20 protein-coding genes are annotated in these 20,502 nt (G+C 57.1%); 7 read left to right on the top strand and 13 right to left on the bottom strand.

Translation table 11 applies throughout. The features are described from left to right. Position 1: 1 nt before the first annotated feature. From ACTJKZ_RS05220 to ACTJKZ_RS05210, 3 genes are all read right to left on the bottom strand, one after another. Positions 2-496: an AAA family ATPase gene (locus tag ACTJKZ_RS05220; RefSeq protein WP_222924044.1), complete on the bottom strand. Its 495-nt coding sequence runs from the start codon at positions 494-496 to the stop codon at positions 2-4. A 307-nt stretch (positions 497-803) separates the two neighbouring features. Next, a complete protein-coding gene (locus ACTJKZ_RS05215; protein WP_013357838.1) occupies positions 804-1,043 on the bottom strand; it encodes a hypothetical protein in 240 nt (79 codons plus the stop codon). Positions 1,044-1,307: 264 nt separating this feature from the next. Further along, positions 1,308-1,637: a cupin domain-containing protein gene (locus tag ACTJKZ_RS05210; protein ID WP_161732360.1), complete on the bottom strand. Its 330-nt coding sequence runs from the start codon at positions 1,635-1,637 to the stop codon at positions 1,308-1,310. Positions 1,638-1,776: 139 nt separating this feature from the next. Here ACTJKZ_RS05210 and ACTJKZ_RS05205 point away from each other — a divergent pair, with 139 nt between their 5' ends. After that, complete coding sequence (locus ACTJKZ_RS05205; RefSeq protein ID WP_161732358.1) at positions 1,777-2,415, top strand: RpiB/LacA/LacB family sugar-phosphate isomerase; 639 nt, start codon at positions 1,777-1,779, stop codon at positions 2,413-2,415. Between the two features lie 66 nt (positions 2,416-2,481). On the opposite strand, the gene ACTJKZ_RS05200 is transcribed toward ACTJKZ_RS05205, so the two are convergent. The 6 genes from ACTJKZ_RS05200 to ACTJKZ_RS05175 all read right to left on the bottom strand — a co-directional run bounded on the left by ACTJKZ_RS05200 (position 2,482) and on the right by ACTJKZ_RS05175 (position 8,901). After that, on the bottom strand, positions 2,482-3,246 hold the full coding sequence (locus ACTJKZ_RS05200) for an ABC transporter ATP-binding protein (protein ID WP_285085778.1): 765 nt from the start codon (positions 3,244-3,246) through the stop codon (positions 2,482-2,484). Between the two features lie 10 nt (positions 3,247-3,256). Next, complete coding sequence (locus ACTJKZ_RS05195; protein ID WP_161732553.1) at positions 3,257-4,123, bottom strand: ABC transporter ATP-binding protein; 867 nt, start codon at positions 4,121-4,123, stop codon at positions 3,257-3,259. Beyond that, on the bottom strand, positions 4,095-5,000 hold the full coding sequence (locus ACTJKZ_RS05190) for an ABC transporter permease (protein ID WP_161732354.1): 906 nt from the start codon (positions 4,998-5,000) through the stop codon (positions 4,095-4,097). The genes ACTJKZ_RS05195 and ACTJKZ_RS05190 overlap by 29 nt, the downstream gene beginning before the upstream one ends. Further along, a complete protein-coding gene (locus tag ACTJKZ_RS05185; RefSeq protein ID WP_440829331.1) occupies positions 4,997-6,028 on the bottom strand; it encodes an ABC transporter permease in 1,032 nt (343 codons plus the stop codon). The genes ACTJKZ_RS05190 and ACTJKZ_RS05185 overlap by 4 nt, the downstream gene beginning before the upstream one ends. Beyond that, positions 6,025-7,656 (bottom strand): ABC transporter substrate-binding protein, encoded by a 1,632-nt coding sequence (locus ACTJKZ_RS05180; RefSeq protein ID WP_161732352.1) that lies wholly within the window; start codon positions 7,654-7,656, stop codon positions 6,025-6,027. The genes ACTJKZ_RS05185 and ACTJKZ_RS05180 overlap by 4 nt, the downstream gene beginning before the upstream one ends. A 90-nt stretch (positions 7,657-7,746) precedes the next feature. Further along, positions 7,747-8,901, bottom strand: a complete 1,155-nt coding sequence (locus ACTJKZ_RS05175) for a mandelate racemase family protein (protein WP_222924040.1) — start codon at positions 8,899-8,901, stop codon at positions 7,747-7,749. 346 nt (positions 8,902-9,247) lie between these two features. Between ACTJKZ_RS05175 and ACTJKZ_RS05170 the strand changes: the two genes are divergently transcribed. The 4 genes from ACTJKZ_RS05170 (at position 9,248) to ACTJKZ_RS05155 (ending at position 13,514) form a co-directional block, all read left to right on the top strand. Beyond that, the gene (locus ACTJKZ_RS05170) at positions 9,248-10,363 is read left to right on the top strand and encodes an ABC transporter substrate-binding protein (protein WP_222924039.1); all 1,116 of its coding nucleotides are present in this window, start codon (positions 9,248-9,250) and stop codon (positions 10,361-10,363) included. Between the two features lie 165 nt (positions 10,364-10,528). Next, positions 10,529-10,936, top strand: a complete 408-nt coding sequence (locus ACTJKZ_RS05165) for a DUF2231 domain-containing protein (RefSeq protein ID WP_013357848.1) — start codon at positions 10,529-10,531, stop codon at positions 10,934-10,936. Between the two features lie 12 nt (positions 10,937-10,948). Next, positions 10,949-12,250 (top strand): PQQ-dependent sugar dehydrogenase, encoded by a 1,302-nt coding sequence (locus tag ACTJKZ_RS05160; RefSeq protein WP_440829330.1) that lies wholly within the window; start codon positions 10,949-10,951, stop codon positions 12,248-12,250. A gap of 631 nt (positions 12,251-12,881) precedes the next feature. After that, complete coding sequence (locus ACTJKZ_RS05155) at positions 12,882-13,514, top strand: DapH/DapD/GlmU-related protein (RefSeq protein WP_253421887.1); 633 nt, start codon at positions 12,882-12,884, stop codon at positions 13,512-13,514. Positions 13,515-13,558: 44 nt separating this feature from the next. Here the strand turns inward: ACTJKZ_RS05155 and ACTJKZ_RS05150 are convergent, their stop codons facing one another. Together ACTJKZ_RS05150 and ACTJKZ_RS05145 are read right to left on the bottom strand one after the other, a co-directional pair. Then, the gene (locus ACTJKZ_RS05150; RefSeq protein ID WP_161732341.1) at positions 13,559-13,825 is read right to left on the bottom strand and encodes a hypothetical protein; all 267 of its coding nucleotides are present in this window, start codon (positions 13,823-13,825) and stop codon (positions 13,559-13,561) included. Between the two features lie 224 nt (positions 13,826-14,049). Then, positions 14,050-15,261 (bottom strand): MFS transporter, encoded by a 1,212-nt coding sequence (locus ACTJKZ_RS05145; RefSeq protein ID WP_440829329.1) that lies wholly within the window; start codon positions 15,259-15,261, stop codon positions 14,050-14,052. A gap of 129 nt (positions 15,262-15,390) precedes the next feature. On the opposite strand from ACTJKZ_RS05145, the gene ACTJKZ_RS05140 reads away from it, so the two are divergent. Both ACTJKZ_RS05140 and ACTJKZ_RS05135 read left to right on the top strand, forming a co-directional pair. Further along, positions 15,391-15,846, top strand: coding sequence for a winged helix-turn-helix transcriptional regulator (locus ACTJKZ_RS05140; protein ID WP_440829328.1), 456 nt, complete (start codon positions 15,391-15,393; stop codon positions 15,844-15,846). Positions 15,847-16,201: 355 nt separating this feature from the next. Then, positions 16,202-17,632: a purine-cytosine permease family protein gene (locus ACTJKZ_RS05135; RefSeq protein ID WP_440829327.1), complete on the top strand. Its 1,431-nt coding sequence runs from the start codon at positions 16,202-16,204 to the stop codon at positions 17,630-17,632. A 107-nt stretch (positions 17,633-17,739) separates the two neighbouring features. On the opposite strand, the gene ACTJKZ_RS05130 is transcribed toward ACTJKZ_RS05135, so the two are convergent. Beyond that, positions 17,740-19,062 (bottom strand): MFS transporter, encoded by a 1,323-nt coding sequence (locus tag ACTJKZ_RS05130; RefSeq protein ID WP_161732332.1) that lies wholly within the window; start codon positions 19,060-19,062, stop codon positions 17,740-17,742. A gap of 191 nt (positions 19,063-19,253) precedes the next feature. Beyond that, complete coding sequence (locus tag ACTJKZ_RS05125; RefSeq protein WP_161732330.1) at positions 19,254-20,258, bottom strand: GT-D fold domain-containing glycosyltransferase; 1,005 nt, start codon at positions 20,256-20,258, stop codon at positions 19,254-19,256. Between the last annotated feature and the right edge of the window lie 244 nt (positions 20,259-20,502).

The raw sequence follows: 20,502 nt of genomic DNA, 5'->3' as shown, positions 1-20,502 counted from the left end.
GTTAAACGTGGCGCACCAGATGAAAGCCTTCTTCCTCCTGCGGCGGTTCAAAATAGCGGGTAATCAGCGCGAACTGCTCCTCCGTTGCAGCAAAGGCATGTTCGCCGCTCTGATTACGGGCGTGCAGACGCGATTTACACAGTGCGTCCGGCACGTCCAGATAATGCAGGCGATGATCAGCAGAGGACGCCTCTATCACCGAGCGCATCCAGTCACGATTTGCCCGGGTGTTGGCCGGAAAATCGAGCACCACCGGGACACCAGCGTTAAGCAGCGCCACCAGATGGGGCGTCATCGCCTTCCTGAGTTTTGCCGCAACGCGCACGTAATCGGCCACTGAATGCATCTCGTCCTGGTAAAGCGCGGCGAGCCACTGATCCTCGCTGAGGACGACGTAACCGGGCAACGCGCCCAGCTGAGCCGCCAGCGTCGATTTTCCTGAAGCAATTTTGCCACACAGCAGATGCAGTGTGGCAGGTGCAGAGGTCATGAACATGTCACTCCTTTAACAGACGGGTAATAAACCGTGCGGCCGATGTAAGACGCGTCTCGTCGATGCGCGATTCAGGCTAACAAAAGCATGGAGGGATAAGCAATGAGAGGCTGGGGGCGTGTAAGTAAACCCGCATTGACCACCCGGATCAGCATCCGTAGCTGTGGGCAATATGGTGTTGAGAACACCAGGCAATGTTTACACAGACACTAATACGCCTGAACGGCGGAATGCGGTCAGGCGTATGTGCGGAATATCGATGAACGTCCCGAAGCGTAGTGAAGTTGCGCTGAACAGCCAGCCACAGGCATCATTTTTGTGCCATCAGCAACGTCAACAGTTCGCGGCAGCACGCTTCTTCTTCGGCACTGTCCGCAGAGGCCAGATGGCGCAGCAGTTCCATGCAGCTTTTTTCTTTGCCTGCTTCCAGTAATTCCTCAATCAGAAAATTGAGTTTGTCCTGCTCAGAGGCGGCAAAGGATGATGTGAACTCATTTTTGACCGGGATGGTATGGTTCACCGGCAGGGTCAGGGTGTTTTGCATTGGCATATTATTGTCCTGTTTCGGGTTAAAAAACGCACTGATGTTGCTATTAAACTTATACAACGATCCGGTTTTTGTACAGGAATCTGCCTGAATGATTTTTAAGCCGGGGCTAAGCGCAGCGCGGCTGAAGAGGAAGTGCTGGCTAATCATTCAGTTAGGAGTGAACGGAATTTCAGAAAAATTGTACCGGTTTTAAGTTAAATCCGGCGGGCAGGGAAAAGACACAGCATTGGGCAGTTAAACAGGCGGCCCATTGGGCCGCGTGAATTATTTAGCGGCGAGGAAATCTTCGCGCTGCGGTGTAAACGTATCCAGTAACGTGCCCGCCTCAAGACAGACACAGCCATGAACCACATTGGGCGCTTTGTAGAGTGTATCTCCTGCGCCCACCTCACGCGTTTCACCATTGATGGTGAAGGCAAAACGTCCGCTCAGCACATAGGTCAGTTGCTCGTGGGGATGGTGATGCAGCGGGCCGACAGCCTCTTTCTCAAAAATCACTTCTACCGCCATCATGGTGCCGCCGTACGCCAGCACACGGCGGGTTACGCCGTTGCCCAGATCTTCCAATGGTCGCTCTTTATGGTAGATAAACATCGCAATCCTCCTGCGGTTGCCCCTGCTGCGGTAACCGTTTTGTGATGGATCTCACAGCACTCGGGTGAATTAGTTCATGCACTTTAGTGGTTTTTCACTAAAATGAAACAGTGTTTCAATTAATTTATAAGGGTAGATCATGAAAATCGCGTTAATGATGGAAAACAGCCAGGCCGCTAAAAACGTTACCGTGCTGAAAGAACTGGAAGGCGTCGCACAGCCGCTGGGCCATCAGGTCTTCAACGTCGGTATGAGCGATGAGCAGGATCACCATCTGACCTACATTCACCTCGGTATTCAGGCCAGCATACTGCTCAACAGCCAGGCCGTGGACTTCGTGGTCGCGGGCTGCGGCACCGGGCAGGGCGCGCTGATGTCACTTAACATCCATCCGGGCGTCAACTGCGGCTACTGTATCGATCCGGCGGATGCCTACCTGTTTGCCCAGATTAACAACGGTAACGCACTGGCGCTGCCCTTTGCCAAAGGGTTCGGCTGGGGCGCAGAACTGAATCTGCGCTTTATCTTTGAAAAAGCGTTCACCGGTGAGAAGGGCAATGGCTATCCGCCAGAGCGTAAAGAGCCGCAGGTACGCAATGCCGGTCTGCTGAATCAGGTTAAGGCTGCGGTAATTAAAGATAACTATCTCGACACCCTGCGCGCTATCGATCCTGAACTGGTGCGTACCGCGGTCAGCGGCCCGCGTTTCCAGCAGTGCCTGTCTGAGCATGGCAAAAATCAGGAGATCGTTGCGTTTGTGCGTCAACTGACGCACTAAGCCATCCGATTTCACGAGGCCGGTCTGACCGGCCTTTTTTTATCTTCTCTCGGCGTCCATTGCTCTTCAGCTCTGCTGCGCAAGCGCCGGAGGGTTGTGGCGACTCGCCTCGACCAGCATCCGCGTATAGGGAATCGCAGCGCGATCCGCCACCAGCGTCGGCACATCCAGCGTCTCCAGCACCTTACCCTGTTGCATGACCGCCACGCGATGGCAGAGATGCGCCACCACGCCCAGATCGTGTGTCACCATCAGATAGGTCAGGTTCTCCTGCTGCTGCAGATCGCTGAGCAGATTCAGGATCTCCGCCTGCACCGAGACATCCAGTGCGGAGGTTGGCTCATCCAGCAGCAGTACGCGTGGCTCTAAAATCAGCGCCCTGGCAATCGCCACGCGCTGACGCTGGCCTCCCGAAAGCTGGTGCGGATAGCGTGTCTGCCAGGCGCGATTCAGCCCGACCTTATCCAGTATCGCCACCACCCGCTGCTGGCGCTGCCCGATACCCTGAATCTGCAACGGCTCTTCAAGGATGTCGCCCAGCGTGTGACGCGGATGCAGCGAACCATAAGGATCCTGAAACACCATCTGCACCTGACGACAGCGCGCCCGATCGATGCGGTGCGCCAGCGGCTGATCATCAATGCTCAGCTCACCCTGCCAGTGAGTAAACAGTCCCGCCAGGCACTTCAGTACCGTAGTTTTGCCCGATCCCGACTCGCCCACCAGCCCGAAAATTTCACCCGGTTTCACCTGCAGATTTACGTCGAACAGCACCTGACGCTGGCGAGCGTCATCACCAAAACTCAGGCTGAGATTTTTCACATCAATCATCACGTACTCCTTAGTCCGTCAACCAGCTGGCATGACGTTGTAATACCGGCAGGCGTGTACGGCGGTGATCAAGGTCGGGCAGTGCCGCCAGCAATCCCTGGGTATAGGGATGCTGCGCGCGATCGAGTTCACTGGCGGCCAGCGACTCCACCACGCGTCCGGCGTACATCACCAGCACCCGATCGCAGAAGCTGCGCACCAGACTGATGTCGTGGCTGATAAAAATCAGCCCCAGCCCGCGCGCCTTCACCAGATTGTCCAGCAGCGCCAGCACCTGCAGGCGAACCGAGACATCCAGCGCAGAAGTCGGCTCATCGGCAATCACCAGTTCCGGCTCGGTGATCAGCATCATGGCGATCATCACCCGCTGCCCCTGACCGCCGGAAATCTCATGAGGATAGAGCTGATAAACCCGTTCAGGATCGCGGATCTGCACCTCTTCCAGCATCGCCAGCGCCCGCTGACGGGCCGCCGCTTTCTGGTCGCGATGGTGACTGCGCCAGGCTTCGGCGATCTGCTCGCCAACCCGAATCACCGGGTTCAGGGAATATTTCGGATCCTGCATAATCATGGAGATGCGTTTACCGCGAATGGCGCGCATCTGTGCCGGGCTGGCGTGCAGCAGGTCAATATCACCAAACTGCATCCGGCTCGCCTCAATGCGCGCCCTGGCCGGATGCAGGTGCAGCAGGGCGCGGCCCACGGTCGATTTACCGGAGCCGGACTCGCCGACAATCGCCAGCTTCTCCTGTCCGAGCTGAAAGGAGACGCCGCGCACCGCCGGGGTGATCTGGCGTCCGTTAACAAAGTTCACGTGCAAATCGCGCACGTCGAGCAACGGCGAGGCGTTACTCACTGCGGGGATCGAGCAGGTCACGTAGGCCATCTCCTAAGAAGTTAAATGCCAGGCTGTTAATCAGGATCGCCAGACCGGGCACGGTCACCACCCACCAGCACTCCAGCATGTAGGTGCGGCCGCTGGCGATCATCGCGCCCCATTCCGGGTCCGGCGGCTGCGCGCCCAGCCCGAGAAATCCCAGCCCGGCGGCGGTAAGAATAATGCCCGCCATGTTCATGGTGATGCGGATAATCACCGACGGCAGGCAGAGCGGAATAATGTGCTTCCAGAGCACCCGCAGCGGCGACGCACCCTGTAAACGCACCGCCGAGATAAAGTCCGCCTGGCGCAGCGACAGCGTTTCAGCGCGCGCCAGACGGGCAATGGGTGGCCAGGCGGTGAGGGTAATTGCAATCACCACATGCTCCAGACCCGGACCCAGCGCCGCCACAAACGCCAGCGCCAGTACCAGGCTGGGAAAGGAGATGAAGATATCGGTGACGCGCATCAGCACGCCATCGACTTTGCCGCCAAAGTAACCCGCGGTCACGCCCAGCAGCAGGCCCAGCGGCCCGACGGTCACTGAGACCAGCAGCACGATGTAGAGCGTGATGCGCGCCCCCCACACCAGACGGCTGAAGATATCCCGGCCAAACTCATCAGTGCCGAACCAGTGGGCCGCACCGGGCGGCATCAGGGCGTTGTCCAGATCCTGAATCAGCGGGTGATGCGGTGCGATCCAGGGGGCAAACAGCGCTACGATGCAGAGCAGCAGCACAATGCCACCGCCGATGGCGGTCAGGGGATTACAGGCCATGCGCCAGAGGAAAGTGCCGCAACGGGCAGCAAACCGCCGACAGCGCGCCAGCCGCTCGCGGGAAGGACTGACAGACGCAGCATCAAACGAGATAGTCATACTTTGGTCCTCGGATCGAACATCTGATAGAGCAGGTCGGAGATCAGGTTAAGCAGCACAAAGATCAGACCCACCACCAGCACGCAGCCCATTACCGCATTCATATCGCCCAGCATCAGGCTGCCCGTGAGATAGGAACCAAAACCGGGCCAGGAGAAGACTGTTTCAATCAGCACGGCACCCTCCAGCAGCGAGCCATAGGCCAGCGCCACTACGGTCAGCAACTGCACCAGGATATTGCGGAACGCGTGCTGCCAGATAACCTGCCATTCGGTCAGACCTTTGACCCGCGCGGTCAGAATGAACTCCTGCGACAACTGCGCGAGCATAAAACTGCGCGTCATCCGGCTGATGTAAGCCATGGAGTGAAAGCCGAGCAGCGAGGCGGGCAGCACCAGATGATTCAGCGCATTCCGGAACACCTGACCGTTGCCCGCCAGCAGGGCATCAATCAGCATAAAGCCGGTACGGCGCGGCACGATGCCATCCAGGCTGAAGTCCACACGTCCTGCACCGCCGACCCAGCCGAGATGGGCATAGAAAAGGAGCAGCCCCATCATGCCAACCCAGAAGATCGGCGTGGAGTAACCGGCCAGGCTGAGCATCCGTACCAGATAGTCGATGACGCTGTTACGCCGCGCCGCCGCCAGCACGCCCAGCGGGACGCCCAGCCCTGCGCCAATCACAATTGCCAGCGTGGCCAGCTCAACCGTGGCGGGAAAGACGCGCAGAATGTCATGCACTACCGGCTGGCCAGTGAGCAGCGCGTGGCCCAGGTCGCCATGCAGCAGCGCATTGAGATAGATGCCAAACTGCACCCACAGCGGTTTATCAAAGCCAAGCTGGTGGTAGACCTGCTGATAGGTGGCCTGGTCGGCGTCGGGGCCGACTATCGCCAGCACCGGATCCAGCGGCATCACCCGGCCAATAAAAAAGGTCAGCAGCAGCAGGCCGAACAGCGTAATTAACACCTGCATCGCGCGATGGCTGATGCGGCGGCACTGATTTCGTGTCAGGGTCATCATCATGGTGTGCCTCCCGCCAGGGCTTCAGGCGTTTTCCAGACGTCGCGCAGGAAGGTCGTTGCAGAAGGATGCGGCTGATACGCCTGCACACGGTTACTGACCACCACGGAGTCGAGCATTTGTGAAATCGGCATCAGCGCAGGCACCAGCTGGTCATAGCGTTGCTGGATAGCGAAATAGGCCTGCTGCTGGCGGGTTTTGTCGCGTTCCACCAGCGCCTGATCGATCATGCGGTTGAGCTGCGCGTCGTAGAAACCGGTTCGCCAGCCCTGGAAGTTGGTCAGCCGGGCGCTGTCGGCATTGTTCGGGTTGTAGACCAGCGCGCGCAGGCTGGAGTGGGGGTGCGGCTCGACGCCGCTGCCACCGCGTCCGACCAGCAGGCTGAACTGGCGATCGCGCATCGCGCCATAAATCTGGTTGCCGGTGCCGGTAATGATTTTTGCCCGGATGCCGCCCTGCAGCAGCGTTGACTGAATGGCGATGGCGATATTCAGGAACGGCTGATCGGCCAGCACCCGCAGCGTAGTGTCGAAGCCGTCCGGATAGCCGGCTTCAGCCAGCAGCGCACGGGCGCGCGGCACATCAAGCCGGTAACCGGGATCGGGCAGCGTGGCGGGCATCCCCGCCTGTATCGGGCGCTGATGCAGTTCGCCGTAGCCGGTCATCAGGCTTTTGTTAATGCCCTGATAATCGACCAGGTAGCGGACCGCCTCACGCACGTTGTTATTGTCGAAGTGCGGATCTTTCATGCTCATCGCCAGGTAGTAGATTGTCCCTTTTCTGACGGCATTAATAGTGAGGTCGGGATCGTGACGCAGGGCGCGCACGTCGGGGATCGCCATGTTGCTGGCGATATCAAGATCGCCTTTCTGCATCATCAGCCGCAGGGTCTGCGATTCCTGCAGGTGACGGAACACCACCCGCGACATCTTCGCCTCACCGCGCCAGTAGTCTGTCGCGCGACTCATGCGCAGCACATCTTTTGCCTGCCAGACATCCAGCCGGAACGGACCGGAACCCGCTTCATGCGTGGTGAGCCAGCGGTTGCCCCAGTCGCCATCGACTTCATGCTGCTGCACCGTTTTGCGGTCCAGCACCACCATGCTGCCCAGCGCCGCCAGCGAGTAGATCACCAGCTGCGGATCGTTGGGTTTAGGCAGGGTGATCACCAGCGTGCGGTCGTCGGGGGCGGTGACCATCTGGTCCACATTGTCGCGGCTGAAACCGTAGGACTTCCACACCGACGCCTGCGCCAGATTCAGATGCAGCACGCGACGCATAGACCAGACCGCATCGGCGCTGGTGAGCGGATTGCCGGAGTGAAACCTGACGTTGTCGCGCAGGTGAAAGGTCAGGGTGCGGTTATCCGGGCTGACTGACCAGCGTTCCGCCAGCGCCGGGCGTACTTCGGTGAGCTGCTGCGGATTCAGCTCCACCAGGCCGTCATAAAGATTCACCACAATACCGACCACCTCGTTGCCGGTCATCGCGGCCGGATCCAGGGTAAGCAGGTTGTTCATGTTCATGCCGACGATCAGCTGGTCATCCGGGGTCTTTGCCTGGATTGACGCGCTGCCCGTGAGCACCAGCAGCGTGATCAGCCACGCGCCACATCGTTGTGTCAGGGTCATAGGTAAAGTCCAGCAGGTCAGAGGTTTTTCCCGTTTACCGCATCATCAGGGCTATGCGGCAACGGGGTTATTATTGTTTGCCGTACTTCATTACCAGCGGTTCAGCGTGTGGGTCTCAATCCAGCTGAAGTTGATATCCTCTCCCAGCCCGCTGCGGGTGGGCAGGGTGACAAAGCCCCGATCGTCCATCGGATCAATCAGGCTGTTGAGATACGCAGGCGGCGTCTCATAATCCAGGAAGGGATGCAGCAGGCCGCGCTCATACCAGCGGCAGTTACGAATTGCCCCGACTACCGCCAGGCTGGCTGCGCCGTTGCCGTGAACTTCGCAATCCATGCCAAAGGCTTCCGCCAGACTGGCCACTTTCATCGTGGCGGAGATGCCGCCTACGCCATTGGCCCCGGCACGCAGAATGTCGCAGGCGCCAGCACGGACCCAGTCGGCACGGCTGTGATGTTTGCCGCCCAGGCTCTCCGGGCCGAGCACGTCGATAGAGAGGTTGTCCGCCAGCCAGGCGTAAGAGGCCATGCTCTCTTCCTCCATCGGCTCTTCAAACCAGGTGAAGTTAAGCTTCTCCAGCGCCTTGCCGATGGTCAGCGCGTCACTGCGGCTGTACCAGTGGTAGCCGTCCAGCATCAGTGCGATATCCGGGCCAACCGCTTCACGCACCGCGGCGCAGGCTTTGATATCCATGGCCGGGCTGGGCGCAAAGGCGACCGGGGGCATCCAGGTGTGCAGCTTGATTGCCCGATAGCCGCGTGCCACCAGCTTCTCCGCGAACTGTGCGTACTCATCCGGCGTCGATAAACCGCCGCTCATTTCGTCGCCACACATGGTGCTGCCGTAAGCCGGGATCTTCTCGCGATAGCCGCCAAGCAGCTTATGCACCGGCTGTTTCAGCCTGCGCCCAATGAGATCCCACAGCGCCTGCTCAACAGCGGAGAGCGCACGCTCGGTGAGCTGATGGGCGCTGCCGCGCTGCCAGTGCACCAGATCCTGCCATAGCCGCTCGCGGTCAAAGGCGTTCTGACCGATCAGCACCTTGCGGAAGAAGGCGTTAACGACATGAGATCGCACCACTTCAGGCGGCGCAAAGGCGTAGCCGCAATCGCCATCCTCGCTGCTGAGGGTCAACAGCGCCATCTGCGCATCATTTTCCGGGCCGGGATGGGAGTGGCCGGCGCTGTCGGCAACGCGCCGGGTAGGATAGGTAAAGAGGGTGACATCTATGGCGCTGATCTTCACGGTTATACTCCTGTGGCTGGCTTTCCTGATGGATTATTAAAACGCTGTTTCATTTTTAATCTAACCTTCACAATTCTTTAACGCATTGGCCAAATCGATACGATTAATGGCTAATATGTGTGCAGTCGCCCAGGGTGTTGTGAGCATATTCACGAAAGCTGTCCGTTTTGTGAGCAGCAACACGCTGCGCTTTACCCTGATCCGGATCCCGGTTCATGGCCACTTAACTCATTAACCTCGCCGCAAAAAACATTTAACCGGATGACTTCCCCTGAACGCCGTTTTAGGTGATAGTAACGCCGCTTTACATTAATAATTCTCATTATCATTTGTGCGGGTTTTCATCATGAAAAAATGGTTTTTAGCGCTGGGGATGCTCACGCTGGCAGGGACGGCTTCGGCCAAAATGATTACCGATGTCGCAGGCCGTCAGGTTGAGGTGCCGCAGGAGGCAAAGCGCATCATTCTGGGTGAGGGCCGTCAGATCTATCTGCTGGCCGCATTTGATACCGACGCCCCGTTTAAACGGGTGATTGGCTGGCGTGATGATCTCCACAAAGCGGACTGGGACGGTTATCAGGCCTATGAAAAGCGTTATCCGGAAATTAAAAAATTACCGACCTTCGGCGGCGCGAAAGATGGCACTTTCAACGTCGAGCAGGCATTAACCCTGAAACCCGATCTGGTGCTGATGAATCTGGAGTCGAAAGCGGCGACTGATGAAGGCAAGCTGATTGAAAAATTGCAGGCCGTGGGTGTGCCGGTGGTGTTTATCGATTTCCGTGAAGCGCCGATGGTGAATGCTGAGAAAAGTATCCGCATCATGGGCGAACTGGTGAACAAGCCGGCGCGTGCCCAGGAAATTATCACCTTCCGCCAGCAGCAGATTGACCTTGTGACTTCGCGCCTGAAGAACTTTACCGGCTACCGCCCGAAAGTGATGATTGATCGCGCAGGCGGCTACAGCGACGAGTGCTGCATGTCGTTTGGCAATGAAAACTTTGGTCAGATGGTGGAGATCGCGGGCGGTCGCAACATCGCGAAAGACCTGATCCCTGGCACCTTTGGCACCGTTAACCCGGAGCAGATTATCGCCAGCCAGCCGGACGTGGTGGTGGTAACCGGCGCGAACTGGAAGAACTACAACACCGTGGGCAAATGGGTTGGCGTCGGTCCGGGTGCCAATGTCACCGACGCGACGGCGCGTCTTAAGGCGCTGATGATGCGCGATGCCTTTAAAACCCTGCCGGTGGCACACAACGGCAACGTCCACGCTATCTGGCATCAGTTCTATGACAGCCCGTATCAGTTTGTGGCGATTCAGACGCTGGCGAAATGGCTGCATCCCGATCTGTTTGCCGATGTCGATCCGGATGCCACTTTCCGCACGTTCCACGAGAAGTTTCTGCCGCTGCCTTACCAGCCAGGCTACTGGGTCACTTTACCCGCTGATAAGCCCTGACTGACCGGCGATGACAGGGACGTCATCCGCCTGATTTGCAATTCCTCCTGAATAAACCCTCTGTTTCTCTTCAGATTTACTAATATTTTACAGGCGCGGGGTCGGTTGCTCTGAGCAGCGCGACATCTGACCTGGTCCGCATTCACGTTAAAAATGGAGAGAAACATGCGCAATACCCTGGGAAGATCGGCGTTTGCCGTGACGCTGTATGCTCTGCTGGAGCCGGTACCGCTGGGCTTTTTTGTGGCGGCCTGGCTGTTTGACATTCTCTACATGCAGACCTTTGTGCAGTTCTGGACGGATGCCGCAGGCTGGCTGATTGCGCTGGGACTGATACTGGCCATCGTGCCACGTCTCATTGCACTGGTTTATCTGTTTCGCGGCAGTGACAGCGCGGAAAAGGGCCATTTCTGGCTCTGGCTGGTGGCCATCATCATCGCTATCGTCAATGCATTTATTCACAGCCGTGATGCCGCCGCGGTGATTCCGTTGGGCGTAACGCTCTCGACGCTGGTAGTAGCGCTGCTGCTGCTGGCGAATGTGCAACTTGCGTTACGTCAGCGTAGCGCTTAAGGAGGAGCCACCATGAACATACCGCATAAAACGCTGCTCGCGCTGACCCTGACCGCATTGCTGTCAGGCTGTGATGATGGTGCGCTGGTCGATCCGCAAAAGCAGATCGGACCGAACCCCGAACTGCCGCAGGCGCAGAATTTCTTTATGCCGCCGATGCAGGTGCCGGAAGGGACGCCGTGGAAAGCCGGGGAAATGCCAAAAGTGGCTGACGGGCTGAAGATTGAAAAGATTGCTGAGAATCTGCAGCATCCGCGTCAGGTCTACGTGCTGCCAAACAATGATGTGCTGGTCGCGGAATCCAACGGCCCCTCAAAACCGATCACCCGACCTAAGCAGTTGATTATGGGCATTGTGCAGAAAGCGTCAGGTAAGGGCGGCGCAGGCGGCAACCGCATTACGCTGCTGCGCAACGTCAATGGCAAATGGGAGCAGCACCGCTTTATCGAGAATCTGCACTCGCCGTTTGGCATGCAGTTGATTGGGAATACGCTCTATGTGGCGAATGCTGACAGCCTGGTGAAGTTCCCCTATCGCGAAGGGGACACGGAGATCCGCACCGCACCTGAAGAGGTCACGGAGCTGCCGGGCGGACCGATTAACCACCACTGGACCAAAGCGCTGTTAGCCAGCCCTGACGGCAGCAAGCTCTATGTCGGTGTCGGATCCAACAGTAACGTCACCGAAAACGGCATTGGCGCAGAGTATCGCCGGGCAGCGGTGCTGGAGGTGGATGCGGCCAGCGGTGCCAGCCGTATTTACGCCAGCGGTCTGCGCAATCCGACTGGCCTGCAGTGGGAACCGCAGAGCGGCAAGCTGTGGGCGGTTGTCAATGAGCGTGATGAAATCGGCTCCGATCTGGTGCCGGACTACATGACCTCGGTGCAGGATAAAGGTTTCTACGGCTGGCCCTATAGCTACTTTGGTCAGCATGTGGATACCCGTGCCGAACCGCAGCGTCCCGACCTGGTTGAGAAGGCGATCAAGCCGGATTATGCCCTGAGTTCGCATGTCGCGCCGCTGGGCCTGTTGTTCTACGGTGATGACAACATGCCGCAGTACCGTGGTGGTGCGTTTATCAGCGAGCATGGCAGCTGGAACCGGACGCCGCTGAATGGCTACAAAGTCGTGTGGGTGAAGTTCGAAAACGGCAAGCCGGTGGGTCAGCCGCAGACGGTGGTCTCAGGCTTCCTGACGGACGATGAAAAGCAGGTCCGTGGTTTGCCGGTGGGTCTCGCCAGCGATAAACAGGGCGGCGTGCTGATTGCTGACGACGCAGGGAACACCATCTGGCGTATCAGCGCCGCGAAGTAAGTTCTGCGCGGGTTGAGTTATCGCCCTAAAACAGGCATAAAAAAAGGATTTGGCATCTCGCCAAATCCTTTATTTTTTTGTTCGCTTCCCGGCTGGTAACCGCGTTGCGAACGAGGTGCTCAGCACTCTCCACAAGCAAGATTGTAAAATGTGCGGCTAAGGATTTCAAGTTTCGCCAAAATACTGTATGTTTATACATGTGTTGAGTGTTGAGCATCGCCTCATTGTCGACTGGCCGCTCCCAGGGGCACGGTTTTAAAATCCCGGCAGGCATCAGGTGGTGCTGGCCTGTGGCTTTAACCATGAGTGCCGCTCAGCCCTCTCCACAAAGATGTGCTTAGGCGCCCGGCGGGTAGAGTCAAAGCCCTGGTTGCCGAACAGCGCGCTCCTGAAAAAGGAGAAGGAAAGTGATGGAACTGACTAAGCTGATTCTGGATCTTATCCGGGTCATCTTGCAGATCATCGTTGCCCTTATGCAACTGACCGGTCACGCAGGTTAACCGGAACTTGAAACAAGGCGGAGCTAACCACTCCGCCTTTTTTCTGTGTCAATTCTCTGTCATTAAAGGTGGGTATGGTGGTGCGGCAAAAGCACGCCGCCGGGGTGTTGCTTATCCTGACCGGGAGTAATATGTCCATTGCCGCCGCTATGCCCGCCCGATTAACGCACACCTGGATTGATGAAAGTGTACGGATGCGGGAAACCACCGTGGGTCAGCAGTGTGAGATCCTGGCGCACAGCACGCTGGAATACAGTGAGCTGGGTGACTTCTCCTATGTCGGCGAGCACTGCTGCCTGGCCGACACACAGGTGGGGCGTTTCTGCGCCATTGCCAGTCAGGTGCGTATCGGTGCGCCGAATCATCCTATGGACCGCGCCTCGCAGCATCGCTTTACCTACTGCCCGGAGTATTATCATCCCGACGCGCGGCGCGATCAGAGCTTCTTTGCTGCCCGTCGTGCCGATCGGGTGGTGATTGGCAATGATGTCTGGATCGGGCACGGCGTCATTGTGCTGCCCGGCGTCACTATTGGCGATGGCGCGGTGCTGGCCGCGGGCGCAGTGGTAACGAAAAACGTTGCGCCCTACAGCGTGGTGGGCGGTGTTCCGGCCCGGCCATTGCGGGTCCGGTTTACGCCTGCGATTGCCGCCCGCCTGCAGCGCATTGCCTGGTGGAACTGGCCACTGGAGAAACTGCTCGCGAATCTGCCCGACTTTCAGCACGGTAACATCGAAGCGTTCTGCCAGCGTCACGAAGGTTAATTATCCTCCCGGGCCATTCTCCCGCTGACTGAGGGCGTGCCGGCCTATTTAAAAAAGAGCCAGCCCGCCACGCTAAGCAGTCCCAGGGTCAATACGACAAACACTTCGCCGCGGGCAAAAGCATTCTCCCGGTGCTGCTCGTCATTTCGAATATCATGAAAACGCGCCAGCGCACGCTTTTCATCAGGGGCGGTGACTTCTTCAAACTGTTTCTCGTAGCCGCTCTGTGACAGCTGATCCATACCCGCGCTGTCGCTTCTCTCCAGCACAGTAATCTGGTGACCCTTTTTAAAAAAACAATACTCCGGCATGTGCTCCTCCTGGAACAGGGTGGCTGTGAGAAATAACCTATATGAACCGGCAGGGCGTTGTATACCAAAGTCTTCAGGCAGCAGGTTCAGACGTCGCCCGCCGGAGGGGGCGCCTGTCCCGCAGGGCAACTATCACGCACCGCGCCGATCTGCGCTTTGTCCCGCCCGGAGAACGCCACCGGGTCATCGGTAATAAGGAAAATGGTCAGCAGACCAGGGTAATTTTATGATTGACCTGCTCTGCACCCGCACAGAAAGGCGCAGGCGCTGACCGCGGCACCGGCATAGCAGACGGCATGCCATCCCCAGAGGGCGTAAAGCTGGGTGGCGGCAGTCGCGCCCAGCGCACTACCCAGCGAGTAAAAGCACATATAGGCACCCACCAGACGACTGGCCGCCTCGGGCCGGGCCGCCACGAGCAGGCTCTGATTAATCACATGCACCGTCTGGATAGCGAAGTCTGGCAGGATCACCCCTAAAACCAGCAGCAGAAGCGCGCTTTGCAGCGCGGCTATCGGCAGCCAGGAGAAGGTCAGCAGCGCCAGTGCGAATCTCGTGGCGCGTTGCCCCCGTCCCTGATCAGCCCATGTGCCCGCTCTGGAGGCCGCCAGCGCCCCGGCCAGGCCCGCCAGTCCGAACATCCCAATCTCAGTGTGTGTCAGCGACAGGGCGGTCAGCGGCAGCACCATCGAGGACCAGAGCATACTGAAGGCCGCAAAAATCAGCAGCGCCAGGATGCCTCGCCTGCGCAACAGCGGTTCTGTGCGGAACAACCGACGCACCGACAGTAACAGCTGAGGGTAAGCGGTGCGCGGCGTCTGGCCGGTTGTAGCGGGCAGCACTTTCACCAGTATCAGCGAAATGAGCAGTAACAGGCCCGCGGCCGTCAGATAGACCGCACGCCAGCCCGCCAGATCGGCAATCATTCCGGCAACAAAGCGCGCCAGCAGGATGCCGATCACGATGCCGCGGGTCACGCTGCCCACCACCTGTCCGCGCTGTTCTGGTGACGCCAGCATGGCGGCCCACGCCACCATTAGCTGCGTGACCACCGCCATGAATCCCACCAGCAGCATTGCGCAGAGCAGCGTCATCAGGTCTGGCGCAACCGCAGCAGTGATTAACGCCAGCACGGAAAACAGCAACTGGGTAATCACCAGTTTTTTGCGGTTCACGCAGTCGCCCAGCGGCACCAGAAAGATGAGCCCAAGGGCGTAGCCGCTCTGCGTAGCCGTTACCACTGTGCCAATGGTGCCGCTGGAAACCTGCAGGCTGGCGGCGATCGACTCCAGAAGAGGTTGTGCCGAGTAAACATTGGCGACCGCCAGCGCAGAGGTGAGTGAGAACAAAAAGATCATCCGGGACGAAAGCGCCGGGATCGCGGCTGGGGGCGAATCGGCTTCAGGATCATGCGCCTTGCCAATCGTACAGGTCATGTTGCTTTCCTTTCTGGTTTTTATTTGAAACTGGATTGGCGATATCTTTAACCGGGCTGGTTTTTTTTTGCCACTCCTTTTCGGAGTGGCTAAACTGGCATCATGAGACAGGCAGCGTGAGAGAAGAGCATGGCTAAGCAGGAATCCCTGAGAACCAGCGAGTGTCCGATCGCCAGAACCCTGGAGTCGATAGGTGAGCGCTGGTGCATGATGATCGTGCGTGAAGCCTTTGATGACGTCCGCAGATTCAGTGACTTCCAGCGGAATTTAGGGCTGGCGAAAAACATCCTGGCGTCACGCCTGAAGCAGCTGGTGGAGATAGGGGTGTTTGAGATTGCGCCAGCCTCCGACGGCAGTGCCTACAGCGAATATGTTCTGACCGAAAGAGGTCGTGCGCTGTTTCCGGTTGTGGTCGCGATGCGCCAGTGGGGCGAGCGTTACCTGTTTGAGAAAGGCGAGACACACTCCGTGCTGCTGGATAATGTGGAAGGAAAGCCGCTTGCGCGGCTGGAGGTTATTTCCTCACAGGGGCAAAAACTGGAACCGGCCGACTGTCATCGTCAGCGAGTGGTTGCTGAAGGGTAACCGTCAGGATTTTTCCTCTTCCGCACACTCTGAAACGGACAGGCCTGACATCGCACGCGTTACCCGATCATCGCTATTGTCGGTGGCGGTGATCGAACAAAATGCCTTACTCCCGTTTTACGCTCCGTCATAAGGGCGTTATCCCCGGAAACAGGTCCCCGCGCTTCCTCATCCTTTCGTGCCCCGCATCATGACAGGCCTGTCGATATCATCACATTTTCCAATGACCGGTTGCCTTGTAACTTGTCAGGGCGCATGACATTCTCGCTAATTGTATAGACATGTATCTTCAACCAGAAACCGGGCACATTACTTTTTCAGTTAACGCGTCTCTTACTGTTCCAGCGAGGAATCTATGTCGGTCAAATCATCTGTATCAGCTTATTCAGGCGCAGAGAAACCACGCCTGTCAGAAACCCGTTCCATTGATTACATCCCGCTGCGTGAGCGTCATGGTCACTCCTTTAGCCAGTTCACGCTCTGGTTCGGTGGCAATCTGCAAATCACGGCCATTGTCACGGGTGCACTGGCGGTGGTGCTGGGTGGAGACGTCGTGTGGTCGCTTATCGGCTTACTTGTGGGACAGATTCTGGGTGCAGCGATCATGTCTTTGCATGCGATCCAGGGCCCGCGTCTGGGTTTACCGCAGATGATCACCAGCCGTATGCAGTTTGGCGTGTTTGGTGCCGTCATTCCGCTGGTGCTGGTGTGCATGATGTATGTGGGATTTTCAGCCAGCGGTACAGTGCTAGCGGGACAGGCGCTGGCTAAACTTATCGATGTCAGCAATTCAGCCGGGATGATCCTGTTTAGCATGCTCATCGTGATCATCGCGGTGCTGGGCTATCGCATGATTCATCAGCTCGGGAAGGTCGCGAGCGTCATCGGCGTTTTAGCTTTTGCTTATCTGTTTATCACGCTGTTCACCACGCATGACTTATCCGCCGTGTGGCAGAATCAGCACTTTACCCCGGCAAATTTCCTGCTGGCGGTTTCCCTTTCTTCCTCCTGGCAGATTGCCTTCTGTCCCTATGTGTCGGACTATTCGCGCTATCTGCCAGCTGATGTCTCCGCGAAGAAACTCTTCTGCTCGGTCTTTTTTGGCACCGTACTTGGCACGCAGGCTTCAATGACGCTGGGGGTGATTGTTGCTTCCATTGCCGGAAGTGCGTTTGCAGGCAATGAGGTCGGTTACATCGTGAGCATGGGCAGCACGGCGACCATGGCCATGGTGATTTATTTCGCCATTTGCTTTGGAAAAATCACATTTACCACGCTGAACGCCTACGGCAGTTTTATGTCACTGACCACCATTATCTCTGGCTTCCGTCAGCAAACCACGCTGAGTCGGGGCGGGCGTATTCTGTTTGTGGTGCTGATGGTGACGCTGGCCTGCGTCATTGCTCTGGTCAGTGAGCCGGCCTTTCTGAAATCCTTCACCCACTTCCTGCTGTTTCTGCTGGCTTTCTTTGTGCCGTGGAGCGCGATTAGCCTGACCGATTTCTATCTGATCACCAGGGGCAAGGTTGATGTCCCGGCACTGTCGCAGCCGGGTGGACGCTATGGTCGCTGGAACCTGGCCGGTATTACCGTCTATTTTCTGGGCGTGCTGGTGCAACTGCCGTTTATCGATAATCCGCTGCACCATGGATCGCTGACCTGGATTTTTGCCGGTAATGATGTCTCGTGGATCATCGGCTGGTTTGCGACGGCACTGTTATGGCTGATCGCCAGCCGCTGGGATCGCCGGGGCACACCTGAACAGTCAGTTTATCCCGCAGAGTGACACGCTGAAGCCCCTGAGCAACCAGCGCTCAGGGGCTGTCAGTCTGTGTGGGTGTGATCGCCCGCATGTCAGATGACCGTCGTGCCAGACAATCTGATTGTCTGAAATCAGGCGGCTGAAACATCCGCTGCGCCGGTCTGCGCCTCTGCCACCAGCGGTTTCTCCGGTTGCAGCAGCGTCATTGCCAGCATACTGCCAAAGGCGATCAGCGCGGTGACGGTAAACATTGCGTTGTAGCCGTAATATTCCGCCAGCCAGCCGCAGAGCATCGGAGAGATAATCGCTGCCAGATTGGCTATCGCCAGCGTCATGCCGCTGTAGGTGCCCACCGACGCTTTCGGGGTGACATCAATCACCACCGACCAGTAGACATTGTTCACCAGTGCATTCAGTGCATTGCCCAGGGTCATGAGTGCAATAATCCCGGCAGCCGACTGCACATAGGGGATCGCCATAAAGCAGCAGGCAGTGCCGCACAGCGTGACGGCGGCAAACAGATTGCGCGCCAGACGCAGGTTACGGAAGCGGGCCAGCAGGGCGTCGGCAATGCGACCGCCCAACAGCACCGTGATACAGGCGCCGCTCCACGGGATCATCGCGACGTACCACAGTGAGTGCAGGTCGTAGTGGAAATTATCCTGCAGATATTTCGGCATCCAGGTCACCAGAGTAAAGGTGATGTAGAGGAATGAAAAGTAACCGAGCGCGTTGCAGACCAGGGTGCGGCTGGTAAAGAAGCGCCACCAGGGGAGGGGGACACTGTCGCCCGCGCTGCGGCGCTGACCAGTCTGGATAAGCTGACGTTCTGCGGCGTTGGTATGTGGACTTTTCTCCGGGCTGTCGCTGAAGGTGCGGGCAAACAGCGCCATCGCCAGCAGGGAGAACACACCCAGCAGGATAAACATCATCCGCCAGTCATGGGTCAGCAGCAGCAGGCCCACCGCAATCGGGGCGGTCAGCAGTGCACCCACCTGGGTCGAAAGCAGGCCGATACCCAACGCGAAGCCACGCTCGCTGTCAGGTGCCCAGTGGGCAATCGCCTTGTTCATCAGCGCATAGGCCGGGCCTTCGGAAAAACCAAACAGGATGCGCAGGGCAGCAAAGCCCATAATGGCGGAGCCGCCAAACAGCGCCATGCCCAGTTCACCCGCCCAGGCGGTGGCGATCTCCAGCAGCGACCAGAGCACGCCGGCCAGCAGCCAGACTTTTTTCGTGCCGATACGGTCGGCAAGAAAGCCGCCACACAGCGAACCAAACAGATAGCCAAAGCCAAAGTAACCCAGCACGGCACCGAGCTGGACTTTGCTGAAGTGGTACTCCGCCGCTATGGCGTTGGCCGCAAATGACAGGGCGCCGCGATCGATGTAGTTGATCAGGGCGATCAGGAACAGCAGTGAAAATATGGTGTAACGGTAACGGCTGGTTGTCATCTCACTTCTCCTGATTAAATGTCTCAGGAGAGCAGAAGCAAAATTGATGCCGGAAAGGGCATTTATCCGGCAAACAGCGGACAAGCACTGGGTACGGGCCGCTGAGCCCGCCCCGTGTAGGGTTAGCTGATCCCGCTAATTATTCGCCTGCGCATCAATGCGGTGCAGTCATTGCCTGTCGATGGTGAACCTCAGGCAGCGTTATGATGCGTGCTGCTGACGTGGGGCAGTGGGATAAGCACGACGTCCGCTTCAGCCGTGGTTTTATCCTGTGGCATTTCGCCAACGTGCTGCAACATCTGCCGCTGATACGTCGCATCAGCGACTGTTGTCTGTTCACTCAGCAGCACGCCCGCTTCATTAACATTTTTTCCTGCCACTTTTACTTTGCTGGTGGCACTGGCCAGCATCCACTCATATTCAATATCGACATGGCCGCTATCAATACAGCGAATTCCGCGCTGACTTAAATCATACGCCAGCACGGTTGCCGTCGGCCCTAATGAAATTAAGACCAGGTCAAAGTTGACGGCATTCGCTAATACCGTATCGAAAAGACGATCATAAACGGAAAAAGCATTACGGTTCAGCGTCGTAATACGTTTAATTTCGCTGGCCCCCTCCAGTAAATCATTGCCTAATCCCAGACGTGTGCCACTGCCTTCAACAATTAATACCCGGCGACCCTGATAAAGCTGTTTAAATTTATCGAATATCGTCCTGGATAATTGTTTGCTTTTATAATCGTGATAAGGGCGGGTCACTGAGGTATTGCCATACTGGTACTGATGATTCAGCAGAGCATCATAATGTTTAAAGTAAAATGATTTATGGAAGAACCAGAACAGGGCCGATCCATTTTTCATACTGCGGGTGGTGCGAAAAGCATCCGGCAGGCAAATCAGACAGTCCGGGTTGTCCTGGGGGGCCTGCAGCAGCAGCGCCTTGAGCCTTGCCGACAGTTTTGGGTCAAATGGCTGAAAGCCAATGTTTTTATACCAGGTCATCTCCAGTTCCCCGTCGCCGTAACGGGCCAGTGATAATTGCGGTTTACGTAATAGCAGATCGATAGTTTCTTCTATCGACATGACGGAATAACGCTTTACCCGTACCTGCGCGGCAGGATAGCGAATGGCTGCATTAATAAATTTAAACGGGAAACGAAACTTACGATAAATACTGTGAAGTGCGGACATAGTTAGCCTTGGGTTATTGCTGCCAGAGAAAATCCCGCCTGCTGGCCGGATAAATTCTTATAACAGTGCTGATATATATCACAGATAGAAACAGCGTCAGGCTACGGAATATCTGAAAGCGATTTCATGGTCAGAATCCCTTTTATTATTAATCTGTTTCTTATTAAATGAAGCGCTAAAAAAATAATGGCAGATTAAAGTCAACTGCCAGAATTAATACTTTGAAAATCATTGACACCGCATG

Origin of the sequence: Pantoea sp. 22096 (assembly GCF_052045955.1) — a bacterium.
In the GTDB taxonomy this organism is placed as follows: Bacteria; Pseudomonadota; Gammaproteobacteria; order Enterobacterales; family Enterobacteriaceae; genus Pantoea; species Pantoea alfalfae.
The sequence above is the reverse complement of the archived record's forward strand: the minus strand, read 5'-3'. Positions and strand labels throughout refer to the sequence as shown.